Genomic DNA, 18,717 nt, shown 5'->3' with positions numbered 1-18,717 from the left:
TTATCGTGGAAGTATGGGGTGAATGCTACTTGCAAGATCGGCTTTTGCAGATTTTCGTAAAAACAGCCTTTTTGCAAAGTAGTCTTGTCGCTCACCCAAAATGCGCCTATTGGCAAAACGAAATGTCAACCAAGCTCGCCAAACTAATTCTGCTGATTGATAGTGAACCCTACACCCGCGAGGTCGTGCAGGCTTGTTTGAGCGATCTGGGAGGATGGAATGTTCAATCCGTCTCCTCTACTCAGGCGGGCTTGGAGAGTTTAGCGATCGAACCTCCAGATGCCATTCTTCTGGATATTTGTCTGCCTGGAATGAACGGTATGGCGTTCATCCAGCGACTTCAAGATCATCCTTTGGGTCGCTCGATCCCGGTCATTTTACTCACCACAAAAGCCTATTGGTTTACACCCCTACAGCTTCTCAAAATGGGCGTGGTAAAGACGATCGCCACACCGTTTAATCCCCTTGTGCTTACGGATGTTGTGACCCAAGCTTTGAGGCAGCAAGAGCTTTGAGAGTGCTTCTCTCGATACCTTGCTGTAAAACCTCAAGAATGAAACTTTGAAGAATCGCTGGCACTGCTGATCTTGGAGATAATTTTATGTGGGATATGGGTGCTCTGCACCCATATCCCACATAAAATTATCTCTCTATTGAACAATGCTTAATGACTCAACGTTTAGGCGCGACGAGCCACCAAGCCCCACAGAAAGATCGCAATCAGTGCGCCGATAATGGCAATAATGAATCCTGGAATGCTAAAGCCAGCCCCGGCAAGCTGCAAGGCTCCAGTCGTCAAGAAGCTATACAAAGAGCCGCCCAGAAATGCTCCAATGATTCCCAGCACAGTAGTGGTAATAAATCCGCCACCTTGAGTGCCAGGATAAATAGCCTTAGCGATCGCCCCTGAAACTAAACCCAAAACAATCCAAGACAGTATGTTTAACATGGTGCATTCCTACAGCTAGTTTTTAGTGATCTCTGTGAGCTGCTTTTTGCGGTAAAGCAAGCAGCTAATGGTAACAAGTGAGACAGAGAGAGCTGTGAGTAGAGCGATCGTCTGCCCTCGGCTAAGGGTTCTCCTGCCTAAATTCGCTTTCACCACAGAAGGCTTTCCTTGAATCAACGCTAATTCCCTAACGAGTCTCAGACTCAGTTACTCCAGCGGTATTGGGTCTGAGCTGAATATTGAGCGATCGCTGGCCACCATCATCTATCCGAGCAGTATACTTACGACCGTCGCAAGGCTCACGATTTGTTGAGCAGCCATAGTATTCTCTGTAGCCTGAAGCTGCACTGCTAACGGCAGGAGCATTTGATAGCGACATTTGCCCAGTTCCCCGGTTGTAGACATTCATTAGCGTCCTGCCGCTAGGCTCACGATACACCCGAACCGCATAGGTGGAGGTTTGGAACTTGAGGACATCCTCTTGCTCAGATTCACTGCCGCTGCTGTCTGCGTCATCCGACTCTAGATCAGTGAGGGCAAACGCCGTTACTCTGGCGGTACCTGGGTTAACGGTGCAAAATGCAGTCTGACTGCTGTCACCGCTATTGCCAACCACTAGCGTTCGATTCGCGCTGCGATCGAGCCTTAACCCCAGCATGGCAACGCTGCCAAGACTAATATTAAACTCTCTTGACGCTCGTTCTCGACACGCCAATCGAGCCAAGACCGGAAGAGAAGAGATATCGGTTGTAATAGGCTGAGCAACTAGCGGAATGCTAAGGCAGAGATCAAAAACGGCTAAACAAAGGGCAGTTAAGGTAGCCGTATAAAAACGAACTTTCATCTTTTGTCTAACCACGTTCTGCTAGATTACTGCTGCTAGATTATTTTTGCTAGATTAATTGCGCTTAGACGCTATCCTGCAAAGGCTTTAAGCGTCTTGTTTGCCACATCAACCGCTTGATTGAGATCCTCAATGCCACTACCAAGATGTCTATACTATGAGTTCCTTTGAATAGGAGTGCTCTAATCGAGCGTTGCTGATCTCTGGGATGGTTTTCGTTAGAGAGGGACGCGAAGCACCTTCTCTAACAAAAACTATCTCCTTATCAAAACGCCCTGTAGCCGTTCAGGGAAGCGCTCAAAAGGCTTTTTACACTAGCGCTGCTTTAAACTTTGCAAGGGCAATCGCTTCTTTATCGCTTACTTTTTGACCTGCGCCAAACAGCCCGCTTCCTGCCGCGTTGGCAACGCTGTCTCCACAGGAATAAACAAACGCTTTATACTCTGCAATTTCTTCGGGAGTTGCCTTTCCAGCTAATACGCCTAGGGCAGCGCTAACAGAAGCGATCGCCTTGTCAACCAATGCACCTGATTCAACTTCTTCAGCTTTAACATCAGGTTTTTGAAGCTTCACATCACCGCTTTTGAGAGCTGCTTCAGAAAATACAGCTTGAATCACAGAATTGCTGGGATATTTTTTGGCAACTCCAGCAATTTCTTTCGATATCGCAGCTGCTTCAATAGCCGTTGAAACGATCCCGACATCCACCATTGCCACAGCTAGACCCGTCAGCATCGGAGCTTCAGCGATCATTGTCATCTCTTCCGGTGTGTAGCTTGCAACCATTTTGCTATATCTTTCAGAAACGTTGAGCCAAGCATATGCCTCAAAAATAACGAATTGATAAAGTTGTAAAAGAAGATTCAAGTAAAACTAAAGAGAGCATGGAGAGACTTTTCCCTAAATAGGGGTAATACCCCCTGAGCGGTTGTTATGCAATCCTTTGAAAGGGCTACATAGATTAGAATTCTGACATCGTTATCAGTTCATTATCTTCTTGTTTTAATGTTGAGCCACAAGTTAATTTCTAAAAGCTTTTATCGATAGTTTTTGAGTCTTAAGCGTGTAGAACTAAGACTCTATAGAGGTTCTTGCGCAAAGATTTTACTGTACCTGGAGCAGTCGCATCCAGGCAAAATTGAGATAAGCAGCTTGAGCTGAGAGATCGCTATTCAGCGCTGAGTTTGGACGCTCTCACCTAGGCAATCCTGTTCGTCATTGAACCTTCTATTTACTGTCGATCCACTTGTGTACTGTCGATCCTTATCAAAGGGAACTCAAACCTATGGGACTCTTCTTCGAGATTCTAAAATCAATCAATAACCCCAATCAACAGGGAAGCGTCGATCAACTCAGCTCAGTTATGAATGCAGTGCAGCAGGTCGGTGCAACTCGCGGCATCAATTCTTCTACCCTACAAACTGTCATGTCAGCGCTGAGTGGTTTAATTCGTCCGGCTTTGCAAGAGAGTAGAGGTTTGCCATCAACGGAGAACCTGGTCACTCAACTTGGAAGTGGAAATTTTGGTGCACCAACGCTGCCCTCTTTTATGACGCCGCAGCTACAGCAGCAGATGGTTCAGGTGATTGCTCAGAAAACTGGCTTGAGTGCCAGTACGCTACAAGCTTTACTACCTGGGGTGATCACAACTGCGATGGGATTTTTGGGTATGGGCGCCAGCAAGCCAGGTGTGGGGGGCGGAAATTCTGTCCTGAACGCTTTTCTAGATAGCGATCGCGACGGTGATACTGATCTGGGAGACGTATTTAAGTTTGCCGGTCGCTTCCTGAATTTGCCCCGATAGAGAGCAGACTCACATACGGCTTCTCTAATCAGGCAATGCTAAAGCGGCAATGCTAAAGCGATTAAATAGGTACAACAATTAGACAGAAATTAGACAGACCTGAGTTGACTGGGATGTGGACGCGATCGCGTTGGGTAGGAATCGGTTTTTACAGGGTTAATCGCATGAATAAGTACCGGGTTCGGAAGACGTTTTTTCCACATGGAATAATGCTGTTTGTTTTGGCGGCAACCCCCACGTTTTTGGTATCCTCTCTCAGGGCGTATCCGCTTCTGGCTCAATCTGCCGCCCTCGATCTCTCGGTGCCAACATCAGTTCCGAGTGGAACAGCCGTCAAGATTGATGGCTCAAGCAGCATGGCAACCATTAACCAAGCTCTGAAGCAGCGCTTTGAGACTCAGTTTCCAGGTACAAAGGTTGAAGTTGGCTATGGAGGAACCGATCTGGCTTTGCAATCCGTGCTGGAGGGAAAGAACGATCTGGCGGCGATCGGGCGCACCCTCACAGATGCAGAGAAAGCGCAAGGGCTAACTTTAGCTCCCGTTAGCCGCAATAAAATTGCGATTTTAGTGGGTGCAGGTAATCCTTTTAATGGCAGTTTAACCGTTGACCAATTTGCTAAGATTTTCCGGGGTGAGATCACAGATTGGTCTGAAGTTGGGGGGGCACCGGGCGCAATCCGGATGATTGACCGACCCGAAACAAGCGATACTCGACGAGCATTCCTGAACTATCCCAGCTTTCAATCAGCACCGTTTCAATCGGGTGCAAACGCCACCACGTCTGAAGACAGCACCGAAGCGGTAATTGGGGCATTGGGCAATGATGGCATTGGCTACGCGATCGTCAATCAGGCAACCGGACAGTCCAACGTGCGCATTGTGCTGATGCATGACACGCTGCCTACCGATCCCCGCTATCCCTTCTCTCAGCCACTCTCCTATGCCTACAAAGCGGATCTCAATCCTGGGGCAAGAGCATTTTTGGGTTACGCGATCGCTCCTGAGAATCAGCAATCGATCGAAACAGCGCAGGCTGCTTCCCCTGCGCTGCCTTCGCCTATCCAGCCTGCGCCAAATGCGGCAGTCAGCCCTGCTCCTGACCCAACCGTAGCAGCCAGCCCGACCGTGGTAGCCAGCCCGACTGCCAGCCCATCCACGGCAGCGATCGAGCCTAATGCTTCTAATCTTGACTCTTCCAGCAATGCAGGATGGCTTTGGCTACTTGCCCTGCCTCTATTGGGAGGTCTATGGTGGCTGTTGAAACCTAAAGCAGAACCCGTTGCGCCTCTCGCTGCTCCTGTGACACCCGCGCCTCCAGTACATGAACCCCTTCCGGATAGCCGCATTATCCTGGCAGCTCGTGACTGCAAGAACGCCTATGCTTACTGGGAAGTGCCTGATGAAACAAAAGCTGAGCTAAGACGGCATGACAGACAGCTCAAACTACGCCTCTACGATGTGACGGATAGCCATAACAATTACCAAACTCAGCAGATTCAGCAATTGGATTGCCATGAGCCAGATCAAGACCTGCCTATTGCGATTCCGGTGGACGATCGCGATTATCTGGTTGAGCTGGGTTATCTAACAGACGATCGCTGGCTGAAGTTGGCGCATTCTGCCCCTGTGCGGGTGCCAGCCTGCCCTGTGCCTGAGAACAGAATCGATCGCCAGGTGCAAGTCGCTAAGGATGAAGCTTTTGCTCCGCGCAAGGCGGCTGTGATTGCCGGAACTGCTACAGCAGCAACTCTAGCCGTCGATCGCGCCGTTAGCCAGCGCCGATATGCCTGGACAGAGCCAGATCACCAGAAGAGTCAAATCATCTTGGTGCCGCGTACTCCTAAGAGCGCCTATGCTTACTGGGAGCTATCGCAAGCTGATCAAGAAGCTGCTCGACGACAAGGCGCAGAAAAAATGGCGCTACGCATCTACGAAGTCACAAACCTAGATAGAGAGGATGTGTCAGCACACAGCATGCAGCAATTTGAATGTGACGAACGCGATCGCGATCGCCATGTTCCTATTCCCATTAGCGATCGCAATTATGTGGCAGAAATAGGTTACATCACGGGTGATGGGCGCTGGTTAAGGAGTGTTCGCTCACAGCCTGTGCGCGTTCCTGCTTTGTAGCCTTAGCGATCGACTTTGCCGTTGATTGTCAGTGTTGGAGTTTCACCTGAGTTGGGCACAAAAACAGTCATCTGCGATTCGCTTCGAATGGGAACGTACTGAGTACCTGCATCGGTTTGCTCGATTGCAACAGGGTTAGCCCTCATCCAAGTCAACCGACTCTGTTTATCGTACACGTTGATCAGCGTTTGCCCGTTTTGGGTGAAGATCCGCACAGCGTTTCTGCGCCCTTCAAAGGCGACAATCGTGCGGTCGGCAGTGCTTTCACTGGTGTTTTCACTGGTGCTTTCACGCTGCGCCTCCAGTTGGGTAAACCGCAGAGGCGCAGTGCCATCCTCACCGTAAATTAGTAGATAAGGTCCTTCCAGCTTGATCTGCTGAGCTTTTTCGAGCGCTTGAAAATAGCGAGTTTCTTGATTCATCACCGCAGGGCTACACATCATCCGAGTGGAGGCAACGGCACCAACGGTAAAGGGACTTTCTGACGCTTCACCTGTCAACTGAGCTGCCCCTCTGTATTGGTTGCAGCCTCCCCGTCCGGAGATACGATTTGCTTCATCGAAACGGAGCGTTGTTTGTAGATTGTCAATTACGCCAGCTCCACCCAAATCTTCAAGCAGCCACTCTGTGCCTGTTAGCTGAGCTAGGGTGGTTACTGAATTGGGCGATCGCTCACTCATAGATCCTGACATCTGCTCTGCATTGATTTGAACAGGCTCGCTGGAAAAAGCCCTGGATTGAAAACCTGGAAAACAGCTCAGGCTGATAATACTGATACTCGCGCTGAGCATTAAAAAAATACTTTTTTGTCTCACTTTTTAACCTCACCCATTAATGTGCAAGATATTCTCTTTCGCGCTTGAAGCTTAGAATGAAGCAACCGTAAAAGGGAATATCTCAGTACCGGTCTTGACTTAATAGCGTTATGGCAACCGCCAAGGCGGTTAGGACGGGGACATTTTGGGTGGGCGCGAAGCGCCCACCCAAAATGTCCTAAGCAAACTGGCGATAGCTATATTTCTAACTTTAGCGATCGATCGCCCAGCCAAGGCTCATGTTTCAAAAAATGATATGTCTTTGCAGTCCGATCGCTCAACCTAGACTTATTTGCCTTCATGAAACAGTTTTTACCTTTGTCGAAACTTTTCGTAACAATTTGTTTCATAAAAGAGTAAAATAAGAGCCGTTTGTGACCTGCGTTCTGCATCTCCAGCGGGGACATCAGATTGCTTCATGCAGTAGGGTCGATCGTCGATCGCGGCAATTTTTTGGTCGCGCGAAGAGGATGGGCTGTTCTGCCATGGAAGAACTCTTGTAGAGAACTCTCATGGGGAACTCTAATTTTGGGGTGCTGAGCGTCCTGAATGGAGAGAAGAACTTAGATATTCATGTCCAGTCAAATTGGAAACTTCGTGCAATCAAATATAAGCATCAGTTCAGCGGCTAAAGTCGCCCGTACAACGGAGCTACCCTTTACGCTCCAAGATCTAAAGGCAGCCATTCCGGCATACTGTTTTGAACCCTCTGTTGGAAAATCCCTTGCCTACTTCTTTTTAGATATAGGCATCATTGCAGGGCTGTATGCGATCGCTCACGCTTTAAATTCCTGGCTGTTTTTCCCGCTATTTTGGGTGATGCAAGGAACGATGTTTTGGGCGCTATTTGTTGTGGGGCATGATTGCGGTCATGGCTCTTTTTCTAAGCTCAAGTGGCTGAATAATTTGGTGGGGCATCTCGCTCACACGCCTATTCTGGTGCCTTTTCACGGCTGGCGCATTAGCCATAGAACGCATCATGCCAACACGGGCAATCTGGACACTGACGAAAGCTGGTATCCGGTCTCGGAAGCCAAGTATGATCAGATGCCCTGGTATGAGAAGCTGTTTCGCTTTTATCTGCCTCTGCTGGCTTACCCGATCTATCTGTTTCGGCGATCGCCTGGTCGAGAAGGTGGCTCTCACTTCGATCCCAAAAGTCCGCTGTTTCGTCCTTCCGAAAAGTGGGATGTGCTGACTAGCTCGGTGCTGCTGGTGCTGATGGTCGGCTTTTTGGGCTATCTGGCTTTCCAGTTTGGCTGGGTATTTCTAGTGAAATACTATCTGGCTCCTTACCTCGTGTTTGTTATGTGGCTAGATTTGGTGACATACCTGCACCATACCGAAGCTGATATTCCATGGTATCGGGGTGAAGACTGGTATTTTCTCAAAGGGGCGCTATCGACGATCGATCGAGACTACGGCTTCATCAACAGCATTCATCACGACATTGGCACCCATGTGGCACACCATATCTTCCTGAATATGCCGCACTATCACCTGAAGACGGCAACAGAGGCAATCAAGCCAATCTTGGGCGATTACTACCGCAAATCGGAAGAGCCAATTTGGAAGAGTTTTATTCGCTCTTACTGGGTCTGTCAGTTTGTTCCTAACCAGGGTGGTAAAGTTTATTACCAATCGGCGAAGCGATCGAATTAAGGGCAGGGGAGTGATCCAGTAATACGTTGGCTCACTCCCTTCCTCTCAAAAAATAGCTTATTGTATCTTTGGATCTTAAGGATCGTGGATTAAATAACCTGTACAACCGATCTGCTGTGGGGGCTGAGCAATGCTAAGCCCCTACCCCAAGAATTACTTCAGGTATAAATTTTTTTGAAAGGGGCACAGAGCGCCCCTTTCAAAAAAATTTATACCCAGACTAAGCAATGCCGATTATGGGAATATGGAACCGTATCTCAGTCAGTTTTGAGGAGCTTGTGTAATGACGGAACTTGATCCAGTAAAGGTGATGAAGCAAGAGGTCGGTCGGGCAGCAGCGGCACGAGTCAAGTCAGGCTCGATCGTCGGGCTAGGAACCGGATCGACGACCGCCTTTGCCATCCAATTTTTGGGCGATCGCCTCAAGTCGGGCGAACTCAAAGATGTGAAGGGTGTGCCTACGTCTTTTCAGGCTTCGGTATTGGCGAAAAAGTACGGTATTCCTCTAGTGACGCTGGATGACATTGATGGCATCGATATTGCCATTGATGGAGCCGATGAGGTCGATCCGCAAAAGAATTTGATTAAAGGGGGTGGCGCAGCACATACGCGCGAGAAAATCGTGGATTCTCTTGCCAAAGAATTTATTGTGGTTGTGGACAGCAGCAAAATGGTCGATCGCCTTGGCTCAACCTTTGCTTTACCTATTGAAGTGCTGCCTCTAGCAATTACTCCCGTGACTCGCGCGATCGAGAAGCTAGGCGGCAAGCCAGAGCTGCGCCTAGGAATCAAGAAAGATGGTCCTGTGATTACCGACCAGGGAAACATGGTGCTAGATGTGACCTTTGCGGCGATCGACCATCCGGCTGAGCTAGAAAAAACCCTCAACAACATTCCGGGCGTGCTAGAAAACGGACTCTTTATTGGTCTAGCAGACCTGATCTTGATTGGCGAAATTATTGACGGCAAGCCCAGCGTCCGAGAATTCTGACTAGGCAGGCTTCGAGTAATGGCTTTTGAGACGACGAGCCAGCTGCTGCGACTTTAAGCCATACTCGATTGCCTCCAAGACTCTGACTACGCCTGTTGTATTGACCATCTCAACGTTTTTGCCTGCTCTTTGGGCAGCCTGGACAGCTTTATCGGTCAACTTGTGGCTGGTGTAGCCCGTGATGACCAAAATTAAGTCGGCAGTGACGATATGACTCTCAGACTGGACGGCAATTTGTGGGCCTGCCTGAGCCGTACACCAAATTAGGTTCACGCTTGAATCTCGTAGGCGATTTCTGATCACGGTTTCTAGGCGATCGTGTCCACCAAAGATCACTACCTTTCCTTCTAATATGCCGTAGGGGTTGGGGCGTTTCTCCGAGGTGCGATGCCGGACGCGAGGCTGTACGTCGGGGGCACGCTCCACGCGGGATCGGTTCTCTAGCGCCTTGTTGTAGATAAACGCGAGGGTCTGCTCGTGGCTGCCGCGCAAACGGGCTACAGGTCCTTCTTCACTATGGTCATTAATTTGGGCAATCAGAGCATCTACGACTTCTTCAAGCGAGTTGATCGCCTTGAGGTCATGGGCGTATGCTCGAACGGCGATCGCGGCATCGGTGGCGCTAAAGAAATCTTCTTGCTCCGAAATCATTTCCAGCAGGTCGGCTTTCAATGCCTGTCGCCAGCGGTTGGTTTGCTCGGTTAATCGTTCGTCTAGCAAGCGCTCTTCGTTAAGCAGCATTTGTCGATCGATCGTTTGGGTCGCTAGCAGCGGCGCATCTGCCAGTTTTTGCTTGAGATCGGCAGCTTTTTCCTCCAGCTTTTGCCGGGTCATGCTATCCACGAAATCCTCTGAAACGAGCTGAGACAGCATTTGCTCGACCTGCGATAGCAAAGGCTCTAGCCGCTGCTTAATTTTGCCTATTTCTTGGTCGATCTGTTCATCTCGCTGCTGTTGGAGTCGCTTTTCTTCTAGCTCTATTTTTGCCAAGGAGAGTAAATCCTGGACTGAACTTTCTAGATCATCAAGGTCTGAAATATCCATAAGATTCAAGGGAACTTTGTAAGACTATGAGTTTATAAGACTATGAGTTTATGAGCTATGCCTTTGTAGAACATATGCAGGTATGGAACCGTACAGGTGTATAACCGGATAGGTAAAACATCCGTAAGGCTAAGACATTCCCTAGAGATTAGCTTTACTTATCTGTTGATTCGTCTTCCTAAAGGAGTATGAATCAGCGTTGATAGGTTTTCTAGCATGGAAGAGATGGATTAACTTTACTGGCTATGGCACTCTTCAACAAGCGGTGAGCTTATCGATCGGCTTATCGATCGCAGGGGGATGCAGATCGAGAATAGTTAGGCACCATAGCAAGTTTTGATCGCCAATACCCCAACAAATGTCCTGAAACAGATGGTCATCAACTCTAGCTAACTTTATTATTGCTATTTTTGAAGTGGGTTGCGTCAATTGTGGCGATACATATCTTCTAAAAGTCACCAATCCAAAGGACTATGCAATATCGAAGATTTGGGCGTACAGAGCTATCCATTCCGGTATTCTCCTGTGGGGGGATGCGCTACCAATACAAGTGGCAAGACGTGCCGATGCACGAGATTCCAGCCAGCAATCAGGCAAATCTGGAAGCCACAATCCATCAGGCGCTAGAGGTTGGCATTAATCATATCGAAACAGCGAGAGGTTATGGGACTTCAGAACTCCAACTTGGCAAAATTTTGCCCACCTTACCCCGTGACAAGCTGATCGTCCAAACTAAGGTAGGAGCAGCCCAGCCTCAGGAGTTTCAGCGCAACCTGGAACAGTCTTTCAACAATCTCAAGCTGGACTATATTGATTTATTGGGGTTACATGGCATCAATAATGCCGAATCGTTAGATCAGTGTACCCAACCGGGTGGCTGTCTAGATATTGCGCGCAAATTTCAGCAGCAGGGTCGAATCCGCCATATTGGGTTTTCGACCCATGGGGCAACGGACTTAATTTTGCAGACGATCGCCACCAACCAGTTTGATTACGTTAACCTGCACTGGTACTACATCAATCAGGGAAATTGGGCAGCGATCGAGGCAGCAAAACGTCACGACATGGGCGTATTCATCATTAGCCCGTCTAATAAAGGGGGCAATTTGTATGAACCGCCTCAAAAGCTGGTAGACCTGTGCTATCCCCTTAGCCCCATGGTATTCAATGATTTGTTCTGCCTCAGTCACCCAGAAGTGCATACCCTAAGCATTGGCGCATCTCGTCCGCAAGATCTGGAGGAACATCTCAAAACCCTGGCGCTACTCGATCGCGCTGACGAGATTCTGCCGCCCATTATTGAGCGATTAGAGCAGGCAGCGATCGCCGAGCTGGGCGAAGACTGGTTTCGCACCTGGCATGTGGGTCTGCCGCAACATCACGAAACGCCGGGTGGGGTCAACATTCCGGTGATTCTGTGGCTGCGCAATCTGGCGATCGCTTACGACATGGTGGACTATGGCAAAATGCGCTATAACCTGTTGACCAATGCGGGAGATTGGTTTCCTGGCGCCAAAGCCGACCAAATCGGGAAGCTTGACTTGCGCTCCTGTCTGGCGCACAGCCCCCATAGCGATCACATCCCTAAGTTACTAGCTGAAGCTCATGAGCTGTTGGCAGGGACAGAGGTAAAGCGGCTTTCTCAGCAGTAGGCTAGGGCTTGCAGGTAGTCTCGTACTTTCTGGGCAGCGATCGCCATCTGCTCAGGCTCAGGGCTTTCCTGAGAAAGTCGGGCTACCTGCAATTTCCAGCCTTTAAGCCCTGACTCCGCAGGGTCAGGGTAGCGGGGCTGAAGGACGAAATGAACGTGGTAAGGAGACTGATCAACCCAAAGGCTAACGTAAACTCGCTCGGCGTTTAGAGCTTGCACCATGGCGCCCGAAAGCAGCTTCAGGGCATTGCCTAAACTAGCCGATTCTTCTGAACTCAGCTCCCAAAGATTTTCTCGGTGCAGCCGAGTCTTGAGAACGATCGCCCCTACGCCCAAAGCGCCCAAGCAGTGATCGGCAACCCAGTAATTCGTTGCCCAAATCACGCCACCTGGAACGGCAACTGCTCCCGTCAGCGTTTGGCAAGCCAGACAGCCTGTTTCAGCCACGCTCAAAAATCCAAAGCCTATTTACCAAAGCCTTTGCCGCGATTTGAGGAGGGAAGACACACACAGTCTTGAATCTGCTGCCGCAGTTTTTCAGAGTCGAGGTCTTGTCCAATCAGCACGAGCTGATTTTTAGGCGCGCCCTTCCACTCGGTGTCGTCCAGCGAGAAGCGCTTGCCGCTAAGGTGAAAAATGTGGCGCTTGGGACTTTCATCAAACCAAAGAATGCCCTTGGCGCGGAAGACCGATGCCGGAAGCTGAGTATCTAGAAAATGCTGAAACTTCTTGATGGCAAAAGGGCGATCGCTCTGAAACGAGAGTGAGGTAAATCCATCGATGGCTAGATGATCGGAATGCTGGTGGTCGTGATCATGTTCACAATGTCCGTGATCGTGATCGCAGCCAGCATGATCGTGGCTGCCGTGATCGTGACTGCCATGATCGTGGCTGCCATGATTATGGGCATCGTGAGCCTGCTGATCGGGGTGTGCGTGACCGAAATGCTCATGTGGCTCATAGCTCTGAGGCGCGTGATCCTCGTGCGAATGACCCTCATGCGCATGATCGTGATCATCATGCCCACGATCGCTCTTGCCTTCCTTGGACTCAAAGTATTTGTCTGACTCAAACAAGCCAACGCTGAGGATTAGCGGCAGCGGCACATTCGACTGCTTGGTGCGTAGAATTCTGGCTCCCTCTTTCACATCTCGGATTTTGACTTCTAGGGAATCTAGATCGGCTTCATCCACCAGGTCAGCCTTATTTAGTAAGATAATGTCGCCGTAGAGAATCTGGTTGTGGGCGGCTTCGCTGTTAAACAAATCCAGGCTGTAGTTTTCGGCATCCACCAGAGTAATGATGGAGTCGAGGCGAGTGAGATCGCGGAGTTCGGTACCGAGAAAAGTGAGGGCGATCGGCAAAGGATCAGCAAGCCCTGTGGTTTCAACGACGAGGTAATCGATTTGATCGCGGCGCTCTAGCACTTTGTAGACGGCTTCCACCAGATCGTTGTTAATCGTGCAGCAGATGCAGCCGTTGCTCAGCTCCACCATGTTGTCATCGCTGTTGTCTAGGGTGATCAGCAGCTCGTTATCGATGCCAATTTCACCAAATTCATTCACCAGAACGGCAGTTTTAATCCCTTCCTGATTGGTGAGAATATGGTTGAGCAGGGTGGTCTTGCCGCTGCCCAAAAATCCGGTGATGATGGTAACGGGAAGACCATGCTTGGCATCGTCCATTTGAGAAGACGCGCTGGTGGAAGTCACTACTGAAGTCATAGCCAGTCGTTTAAAAAGTTCAGGATAATGAGGCAGCGATTAATTGAGGGGATCTCACTGGCTCCGGTTTCAGAAATGGGGATTCCGGAATGAGAACGACTCTCGCTTATCATTATTATTGCTTGTCTGTTCGTAAGTTGTGGCTATAAGTTGTGGCAAGTTTTGCATTTATTCCAAAATTGAGCGTTTTGAGATTGAGGGGCGATCGCACTGCAAGGCTGCACTTTCACCGATGTTGTACCGATTTACTGCACTCTACATCCCCACTGCCCCTAAATCTTTAAACTCACCATGCCGCTCAAACTCTACAACACCCTGACCCGCCGCAAAGAAATCTTTGAACCCCTGGAACCAGGGAAGGTGAAGATGTACTACTGCGGCGTGACGGTTTATGATTACTGCCACCTAGGTCACGCCAGAGCCTGCATCATTTGGGACATTGCGCGACGCTACCTGAGCTGGCGCGGCTATGAGGTGCGCTATGTGCAAAATTTCACAGATATCGACGACAAAATCCTGAACCGTGCCAGGGCGGAAGGCTCCACAATGCAGGAAGTCGCCGATCGCTTCATTCAAGCCTACTTTGAAGATATGGCGCGGCTCAACGTCATGGAGGCAGATGAGTATCCACGAGCAACCCATACGCTGGACGGCATCAAGCGGCTAATTCACGACCTAGAGCAGAAAGGCTATGCCTATCCGGCAGCAGGAGATGTGTACTACTCAGTCCGCGCCTTCTCGGAATATGGCAAGCTCTCCGGTCGCAAGTTGGAAGATATGCAGGCAGGGGCAGGCGGTCGCACCGATGGCGATCTGGAAGCGCCCAAGAAAAAAGATCCGTTTGATTTTGCCCTCTGGAAAGCCGCAAAGCCGGGAGAGCCTGCCTGGGAATCACCCTGGGGTTCAGGTCGTCCAGGGTGGCACATTGAATGCTCGGCAATGGTGCGCGATCGTCTAGGCGACACGATCGACATTCATGCTGGGGGCAGCGATCTGATCTTCCCTCACCATGAAAATGAGATTGCCCAATCAGAACCCGCGACGGGTAAGCCTCTAGCCCGCTACTGGATGCACAACGGCATGGTCAATGTCGGCGGCGAAAAGATGTCTAAGTCTCTGGGCAATTTCACCACCATCCGCAAGCTGCTCGACTCTGGGCTAGACCCTATGGCGCTGCGGCTGTTCATTTTGCAAGCCCACTACCGCAAGCCGATCGACTTTACTGACGAGGCGATCGCCGCAGTCCAAAATAGCTGGGAAACCGTGAAAGAAGGCTTGCTGTTTGGCTATAAGTTTGGTGAGGCGATCGGCTGGACAGATACGGGCGATCCTTTCTTTGGCGATCCGGCAGCGATGCGGATTGATCTGGAGGGCGATCTGACTCAGCGCTTTCAAACCGCAATGGACGATGATTTCAATACGTCGGGCGGGGTAGCCGTCCTGTTTGAGCTGGCAAAAGAGCTGCGTAAGGAAGGCAATATTCTGACTCACGAGGGTAAGACAGAAATTCCTGCCCAAACTTTGCGGCAGCAATGGCAAACGCTGGTCGTTCTGTCAGAAATTTTGGGACTGGCGGCAAAGCCTGTGGAGGCAGAAAGCCTCAAGCTGACCGACAGCGAAATTGAAGCCCTCATTGAGCAGCGTCAGGCGGCAAAGCAGGCAAAGAATTTTGCAGAAGGCGATCGGATTCGAGACCAGCTCAAAGCCCAAGGCGTCCTCCTAGTTGATAAGCCGGGTGGCGTGACCGAGTGGCATCCCGGCTAACGCCTAGGCTAAGCGGCGGCAGATAACTTTTGCATCTTCATCAAGATCTATCGACCATCCGCTTCATCGACTTGTTATCTTGCTGGCATCTGACATCATTTCAATTTCAAAGATTCGTCTTCCAATCCATTCACTGATGGCAGGGACGACAGCGTTGCCAAGGAGTCTCCCTCTACGACCGTCCATCCGGGAGGAAAACCCATAAGCCTCTCCCACTCTGTCCACGTCAAGTTTCTCGCCACAGAGTATTGGTCGGTCTGAATGGCCTCCTTGATGTCCTCCAGTTTGGGCACGTAACGTGGGGCAGATGCTTTTTGCCATGGTATACCCGAAGCCGCCGCGACGTTGTACCACAAGCGGATTGTCTCCGAGAGTGCTTTGACGAAAATCGGATCTAGCTTGCGTTTTGCTCGATTCTCTCGACGAAGTATCCCCAGACAATTCGCTACTGTTAGCAAAGAAGTGATAGGCACGTTCCGATCTAAAACTTGCGACAAAGAACACTCTGTCTCGATTGTGGGGTAAGCCCGAATGGATAGCGTTACACGACACCCATCCCCCCAAATACCCATTCTCTTCGAGCGTGTCGATAACTGCCTCAAGAGCGGTTCCTTGTTCTGCGGAGAGCACGCCGGGCACATTTTCCATGACCAACCACGCTGGATGAATTTCTCTAACCAAATCCATAAACGTGAAGAAGAGACCACTTCTCTTTCCCGCAAGTCCTGCTCGATCTGTGTTGGCAGTGCTGAGGTCTTGGCAAGGCCATCCAGCACACCACAAGTCAGAGGCAGGGATAATTGCTGGGTTGAGGGTCGTGATGTCTTCATGTAAGGGGGTATGTGGCCAGTGGCGCTTAAGGATCTTCTGACAAAAAGGATCTATTTCACATTGAAATACGACCTTCATCCCTGCTCTTTCAAAGCCAAGATCAAAGCCGCCAATGCCAGCAAAGAATGAGGAGACACGCATATCAAAACTTGATACAGGGTCTGAATGATGCAGCTGATTATAGATGATTTAATCTGCACAGCCTATTGTAGACGAAAATCGTCTACAGATCAATCCTCCTTATAAATAACATCTCACTATGAGGTTGAGGTGTTAGCCATGGGAGACAAGCAAAATATTAGTGGAACAAGGATTCGTCAGGTCAGGCTGAAAAATAATTTAGACCAGGTTGAATTAGCCGCCGCTCTCAATGTTGATCATGGAATCAAGCTAGAACAGTCCGATATCTCAGAGATTGAGCGTCAAGTCAGATCTCTGAAAGATTATGAACTTGATGCCATCTCAAAGGTGCTGGATATCGACCCCATCTGGTTACTACGGGGGGATAACTAATGGCAACTGAGCGGAAAAGCCGTGGGCGACAAAAGTTTTTACCTCTTGCATCTGTAAGTGAGCAGGAAGTGCCAGGAAACATCAGCCGAGAAGTCTGGCTTGAGGAAGTCTGTCAAAAATTTGTATGTCCTAGTGAGGCCAATAAGTCCTACTATCGAGTGCTTTTGGAAGAACTATGGCCTGCGGGTCATGGTATTCCAGGCCCGCGTGTAAAAGAAGACGAACTGAGAGAAGCGATTAACCGCTTCAGAATACATCAGCATTTAGGAACAAAACCCTATAAACCTTATGTAGACGTTTTTCGACGCTTGCGAGAATTGCAAGGTGAGGAGGGCATTACCGGAATTGGCAGAGAAGGTAAAACATACCAACTTGTGAGCCTATCCTTAAGTGAGAAGAGAGTGCCACGAATTAAGCTTTCTGATCTAGACTGGCTAAGAACCCTGGACACTTATCAACGTAGATGTCCGGTATGTAACCGATCTGAGCCAAAAGTTCGTTTTCAGCAAGACCACAAGATCCCGCGCACTAGAGGCGGAGGTAACGAACTAAGCAATTGGCAACCCCTTTGTGATGAGTGTAATAACTTCAAAAGCACATCATGTCGTGGATGTCAATTAGAGTGCGAGATATGTAGTTGGGCTTTTCCTGAACGGTTTGCTCCACTCCGTCTATCTTCAGATAACATTTCTAGACTTAGGCAAATTGCAGTCAACACTAACTCAGATCCTCATGATCTACTGAACCAGATAGTGACTTGCTTTTTCCTCCATCAAGCGAGTGAAACAGGAGAATAGCATTGAACCTGCGTAGTGGAGGATATTACAGAACTACCACAACCCAGAAACGAAGACAGCTAACTATGAATTCTCCACTACGGATACTATTCCTCTCGACCTCTGTGGGTTCCCTGGGTTCAGGTCTGGGCGGCGGCGTGGAGCTGACGCTGCTCAACATTGCCCAAGAAATGCAGCATCGGGGACATCAAATTAATATTGTGGCTCCTGTTGGCTCAGCCTTGGCAGATCTCCCCATCACCCAAATTCCTGGAAATTTGCAAGAAACGGCTCAAACTCAGGGGCGGAATGCCCCCATTACCTTGCCCGCCGATGCCGTACTGGCCAATATGTGGGACTATGCCCGTCAAACTCAGGATAAGTATGACCTGCTGCTGAACTTTGCCTATGACTGGCTGCCGTTTTACCTCACTCCGTTTTTCGATCGCCCCATCGCCCATCTCGTCAGCATGGGTTCGCTCACAAAAGCTATGGATCAGGCGATCGCCAAAGTCATAGACTCCAACCCCGGCACGATCGGCGTACATAGCCACGCCCAGGCAGAAACCTTCAAGTTCGGCGATCGCTGTGTCGTGCTGGGCAATGGCTTAGACCTGTCCCTCTACCAGTTTCAACCAGACTCAGAGAATTATATGGCGTGGGTAGGTCGGATAGCTCCCGAAAAAGGCATTGAGGATGCGATCGCTGCGGTTCAAGCTGCTAGAACAACCCTGAAAATCTGGGGAGCTATGCCGGATACTGCCTACTGGCAAACTATCTGTCAGACTTACCCAGAGGCAAACATTAGCTACGAAGGCTTTTTGTCCACTGCGGAACTGCAACAGGCGATCGGTCACAGTCGCGGTTTGCTGATGACTCCCAAATGGATTGAGGCATTTGGCAATGTGGCGATTGAAGCCCTAGCTTGCGGCGTTCCGGTAATTGCCTATCGGCGCGGCGGTCCGGCGGAAATTGTGGAAGATGGCAAAACGGGCTGGCTGGTGGAACCCGACAGTGTTGCAGGATTGGTCGAGGCGATGGGTGAGCTAGACAAAATCGATCGCCATGCCTGCCGCCAAAGCGCCGAAACAACCTACTCCATGGGTGCCATGGGCGATCGGGTAGACGCATGGCTGCACAATATGCTGCACGCTATTTATTAAATAGGACTTACGCAAGCCCTCTAGCTGTAGTGCATTTTTGTTGTGTGTGGTGGG

The 18,717-nt window shown here is 49.8% G+C and carries 18 protein-coding genes and 1 pseudogene; 10 read left to right on the top strand and 9 right to left on the bottom strand.

Features of this window, described 5'->3' with window-relative positions:
- Positions 1 to 122 precede the first annotated feature (122 nt).
- Complete coding sequence (locus AC5JMP_RS00095; RefSeq protein ID WP_495849377.1) at positions 123 to 515, top strand: response regulator; 393 nt, start codon at positions 123 to 125, stop codon at positions 513 to 515.
- Between the two features lie 164 nt (positions 516 to 679).
- Here the strand turns inward: AC5JMP_RS00095 and AC5JMP_RS00090 are convergent, their stop codons facing one another.
- The 3 genes from AC5JMP_RS00090 to AC5JMP_RS00080 all read right to left on the bottom strand — a co-directional run bounded on the left by AC5JMP_RS00090 (position 680) and on the right by AC5JMP_RS00080 (position 2,546).
- Positions 680 to 949, bottom strand: a complete 270-nt coding sequence (locus AC5JMP_RS00090) for a GlsB/YeaQ/YmgE family stress response membrane protein (RefSeq protein WP_495849376.1) — start codon at positions 947 to 949, stop codon at positions 680 to 682.
- A 187-nt stretch (positions 950 to 1,136) separates the two neighbouring features.
- Positions 1,137 to 1,793 carry a hypothetical protein gene (locus AC5JMP_RS00085; protein ID WP_495849375.1) on the bottom strand — a complete coding sequence of 219 codons (657 nt, stop codon included), beginning with the start codon at positions 1,791 to 1,793 and terminating at the stop codon, positions 1,137 to 1,139.
- A 309-nt stretch (positions 1,794 to 2,102) separates the two neighbouring features.
- A complete protein-coding gene (locus AC5JMP_RS00080) occupies positions 2,103 to 2,546 on the bottom strand; it encodes a hypothetical protein (protein ID WP_495849374.1) in 444 nt (147 codons plus the stop codon).
- Between the two features lie 532 nt (positions 2,547 to 3,078).
- Between AC5JMP_RS00080 and AC5JMP_RS00075 the strand changes: the two genes are divergently transcribed.
- Positions 3,079 to 3,597 carry a DUF937 domain-containing protein gene (locus AC5JMP_RS00075; protein ID WP_495849373.1) on the top strand — a complete coding sequence of 173 codons (519 nt, stop codon included), beginning with the start codon at positions 3,079 to 3,081 and terminating at the stop codon, positions 3,595 to 3,597.
- Between the two features lie 164 nt (positions 3,598 to 3,761).
- Positions 3,762 to 5,729: a DUF4912 domain-containing protein gene (locus AC5JMP_RS00070; protein ID WP_495849372.1), complete on the top strand. Its 1,968-nt coding sequence runs from the start codon at positions 3,762 to 3,764 to the stop codon at positions 5,727 to 5,729.
- Between the two features lie 2 nt (positions 5,730 to 5,731).
- Here the strand turns inward: AC5JMP_RS00070 and AC5JMP_RS00065 are convergent, their stop codons facing one another.
- Entirely contained in the window at positions 5,732 to 6,421 is a 690-nt protein-coding gene (locus tag AC5JMP_RS00065) for an META domain-containing protein (RefSeq protein WP_495849371.1), read from the bottom strand.
- Positions 6,422 to 7,117: 696 nt separating this feature from the next.
- Here AC5JMP_RS00065 and AC5JMP_RS00060 point away from each other — a divergent pair.
- Entirely contained in the window at positions 7,118 to 8,206 is a 1,089-nt protein-coding gene (locus AC5JMP_RS00060; RefSeq protein WP_495849370.1) for a fatty acid desaturase, read from the top strand.
- A gap of 283 nt (positions 8,207 to 8,489) precedes the next feature.
- Positions 8,490 to 9,197 carry a ribose-5-phosphate isomerase RpiA gene (gene rpiA, locus AC5JMP_RS00055; protein WP_495849369.1) on the top strand — a complete coding sequence of 236 codons (708 nt, stop codon included), beginning with the start codon at positions 8,490 to 8,492 and terminating at the stop codon, positions 9,195 to 9,197.
- On the opposite strand, the gene AC5JMP_RS00050 is transcribed toward rpiA, so the two are convergent.
- Positions 9,198 to 10,241, bottom strand: a complete 1,044-nt coding sequence (locus AC5JMP_RS00050) for a DUF2325 domain-containing protein (RefSeq protein WP_495849368.1) — start codon at positions 10,239 to 10,241, stop codon at positions 9,198 to 9,200.
- Positions 10,242 to 10,714: 473 nt separating this feature from the next.
- On the opposite strand from AC5JMP_RS00050, the gene AC5JMP_RS00045 reads away from it, so the two are divergent.
- Positions 10,715 to 11,893, top strand: a complete 1,179-nt coding sequence (locus tag AC5JMP_RS00045; protein WP_495849367.1) for an aldo/keto reductase — start codon at positions 10,715 to 10,717, stop codon at positions 11,891 to 11,893.
- Here AC5JMP_RS00045 and AC5JMP_RS00040 read toward each other — a convergent pair.
- Entirely contained in the window at positions 11,884 to 12,339 is a 456-nt protein-coding gene (locus tag AC5JMP_RS00040; protein WP_495849366.1) for an HIT family protein, read from the bottom strand. The two genes, AC5JMP_RS00045 and AC5JMP_RS00040, sit on opposite strands and share 10 nt — an antisense overlap.
- A 17-nt stretch (positions 12,340 to 12,356) precedes the next feature.
- On the bottom strand, positions 12,357 to 13,616 hold the full coding sequence (locus AC5JMP_RS00035) for a CobW family GTP-binding protein (protein WP_495849365.1): 1,260 nt from the start codon (positions 13,614 to 13,616) through the stop codon (positions 12,357 to 12,359).
- Between the two features lie 291 nt (positions 13,617 to 13,907).
- Between AC5JMP_RS00035 and cysS the strand changes: the two genes are divergently transcribed.
- Complete coding sequence (gene cysS, locus AC5JMP_RS00030; protein WP_495849364.1) at positions 13,908 to 15,380, top strand: cysteine--tRNA ligase; 1,473 nt, start codon at positions 13,908 to 13,910, stop codon at positions 15,378 to 15,380.
- A gap of 95 nt (positions 15,381 to 15,475) precedes the next feature.
- On the opposite strand, the gene AC5JMP_RS00025 is transcribed toward cysS, so the two are convergent.
- Both AC5JMP_RS00025 and AC5JMP_RS00020 read right to left on the bottom strand, forming a co-directional pair.
- A complete protein-coding gene (locus AC5JMP_RS00025; protein ID WP_495849444.1) occupies positions 15,476 to 15,853 on the bottom strand; it encodes a hypothetical protein in 378 nt (125 codons plus the stop codon).
- Positions 15,854 to 15,875: 22 nt separating this feature from the next.
- Positions 15,876 to 16,352: pseudogene (locus tag AC5JMP_RS00020) on the bottom strand (DNA cytosine methyltransferase); the annotation flags it as partial.
- 138 nt (positions 16,353 to 16,490) lie between these two features.
- On the opposite strand from AC5JMP_RS00020, the gene AC5JMP_RS00015 reads away from it, so the two are divergent.
- From AC5JMP_RS00015 to AC5JMP_RS00005, 3 genes are all read left to right on the top strand, one after another.
- On the top strand, positions 16,491 to 16,724 hold the full coding sequence (locus tag AC5JMP_RS00015) for a helix-turn-helix domain-containing protein (RefSeq protein ID WP_495849363.1): 234 nt from the start codon (positions 16,491 to 16,493) through the stop codon (positions 16,722 to 16,724).
- Complete coding sequence (locus AC5JMP_RS00010) at positions 16,724 to 17,521, top strand: HNH endonuclease (RefSeq protein WP_495849362.1); 798 nt, start codon at positions 16,724 to 16,726, stop codon at positions 17,519 to 17,521. The genes AC5JMP_RS00015 and AC5JMP_RS00010 overlap by 1 nt, the downstream gene beginning before the upstream one ends.
- A gap of 65 nt (positions 17,522 to 17,586) precedes the next feature.
- Positions 17,587 to 18,663 (top strand): glycosyltransferase family 4 protein, encoded by a 1,077-nt coding sequence (locus AC5JMP_RS00005; protein WP_495849361.1) that lies wholly within the window; start codon positions 17,587 to 17,589, stop codon positions 18,661 to 18,663.
- The last annotated feature ends 54 nt before the right edge of the window (positions 18,664 to 18,717 follow it).

This window comes from Drouetiella sp., assembly GCF_059504425.1.
Note: the sequence above shows the minus strand (reverse complement) of the source record. Positions and strands in the feature narration are given on the sequence as shown.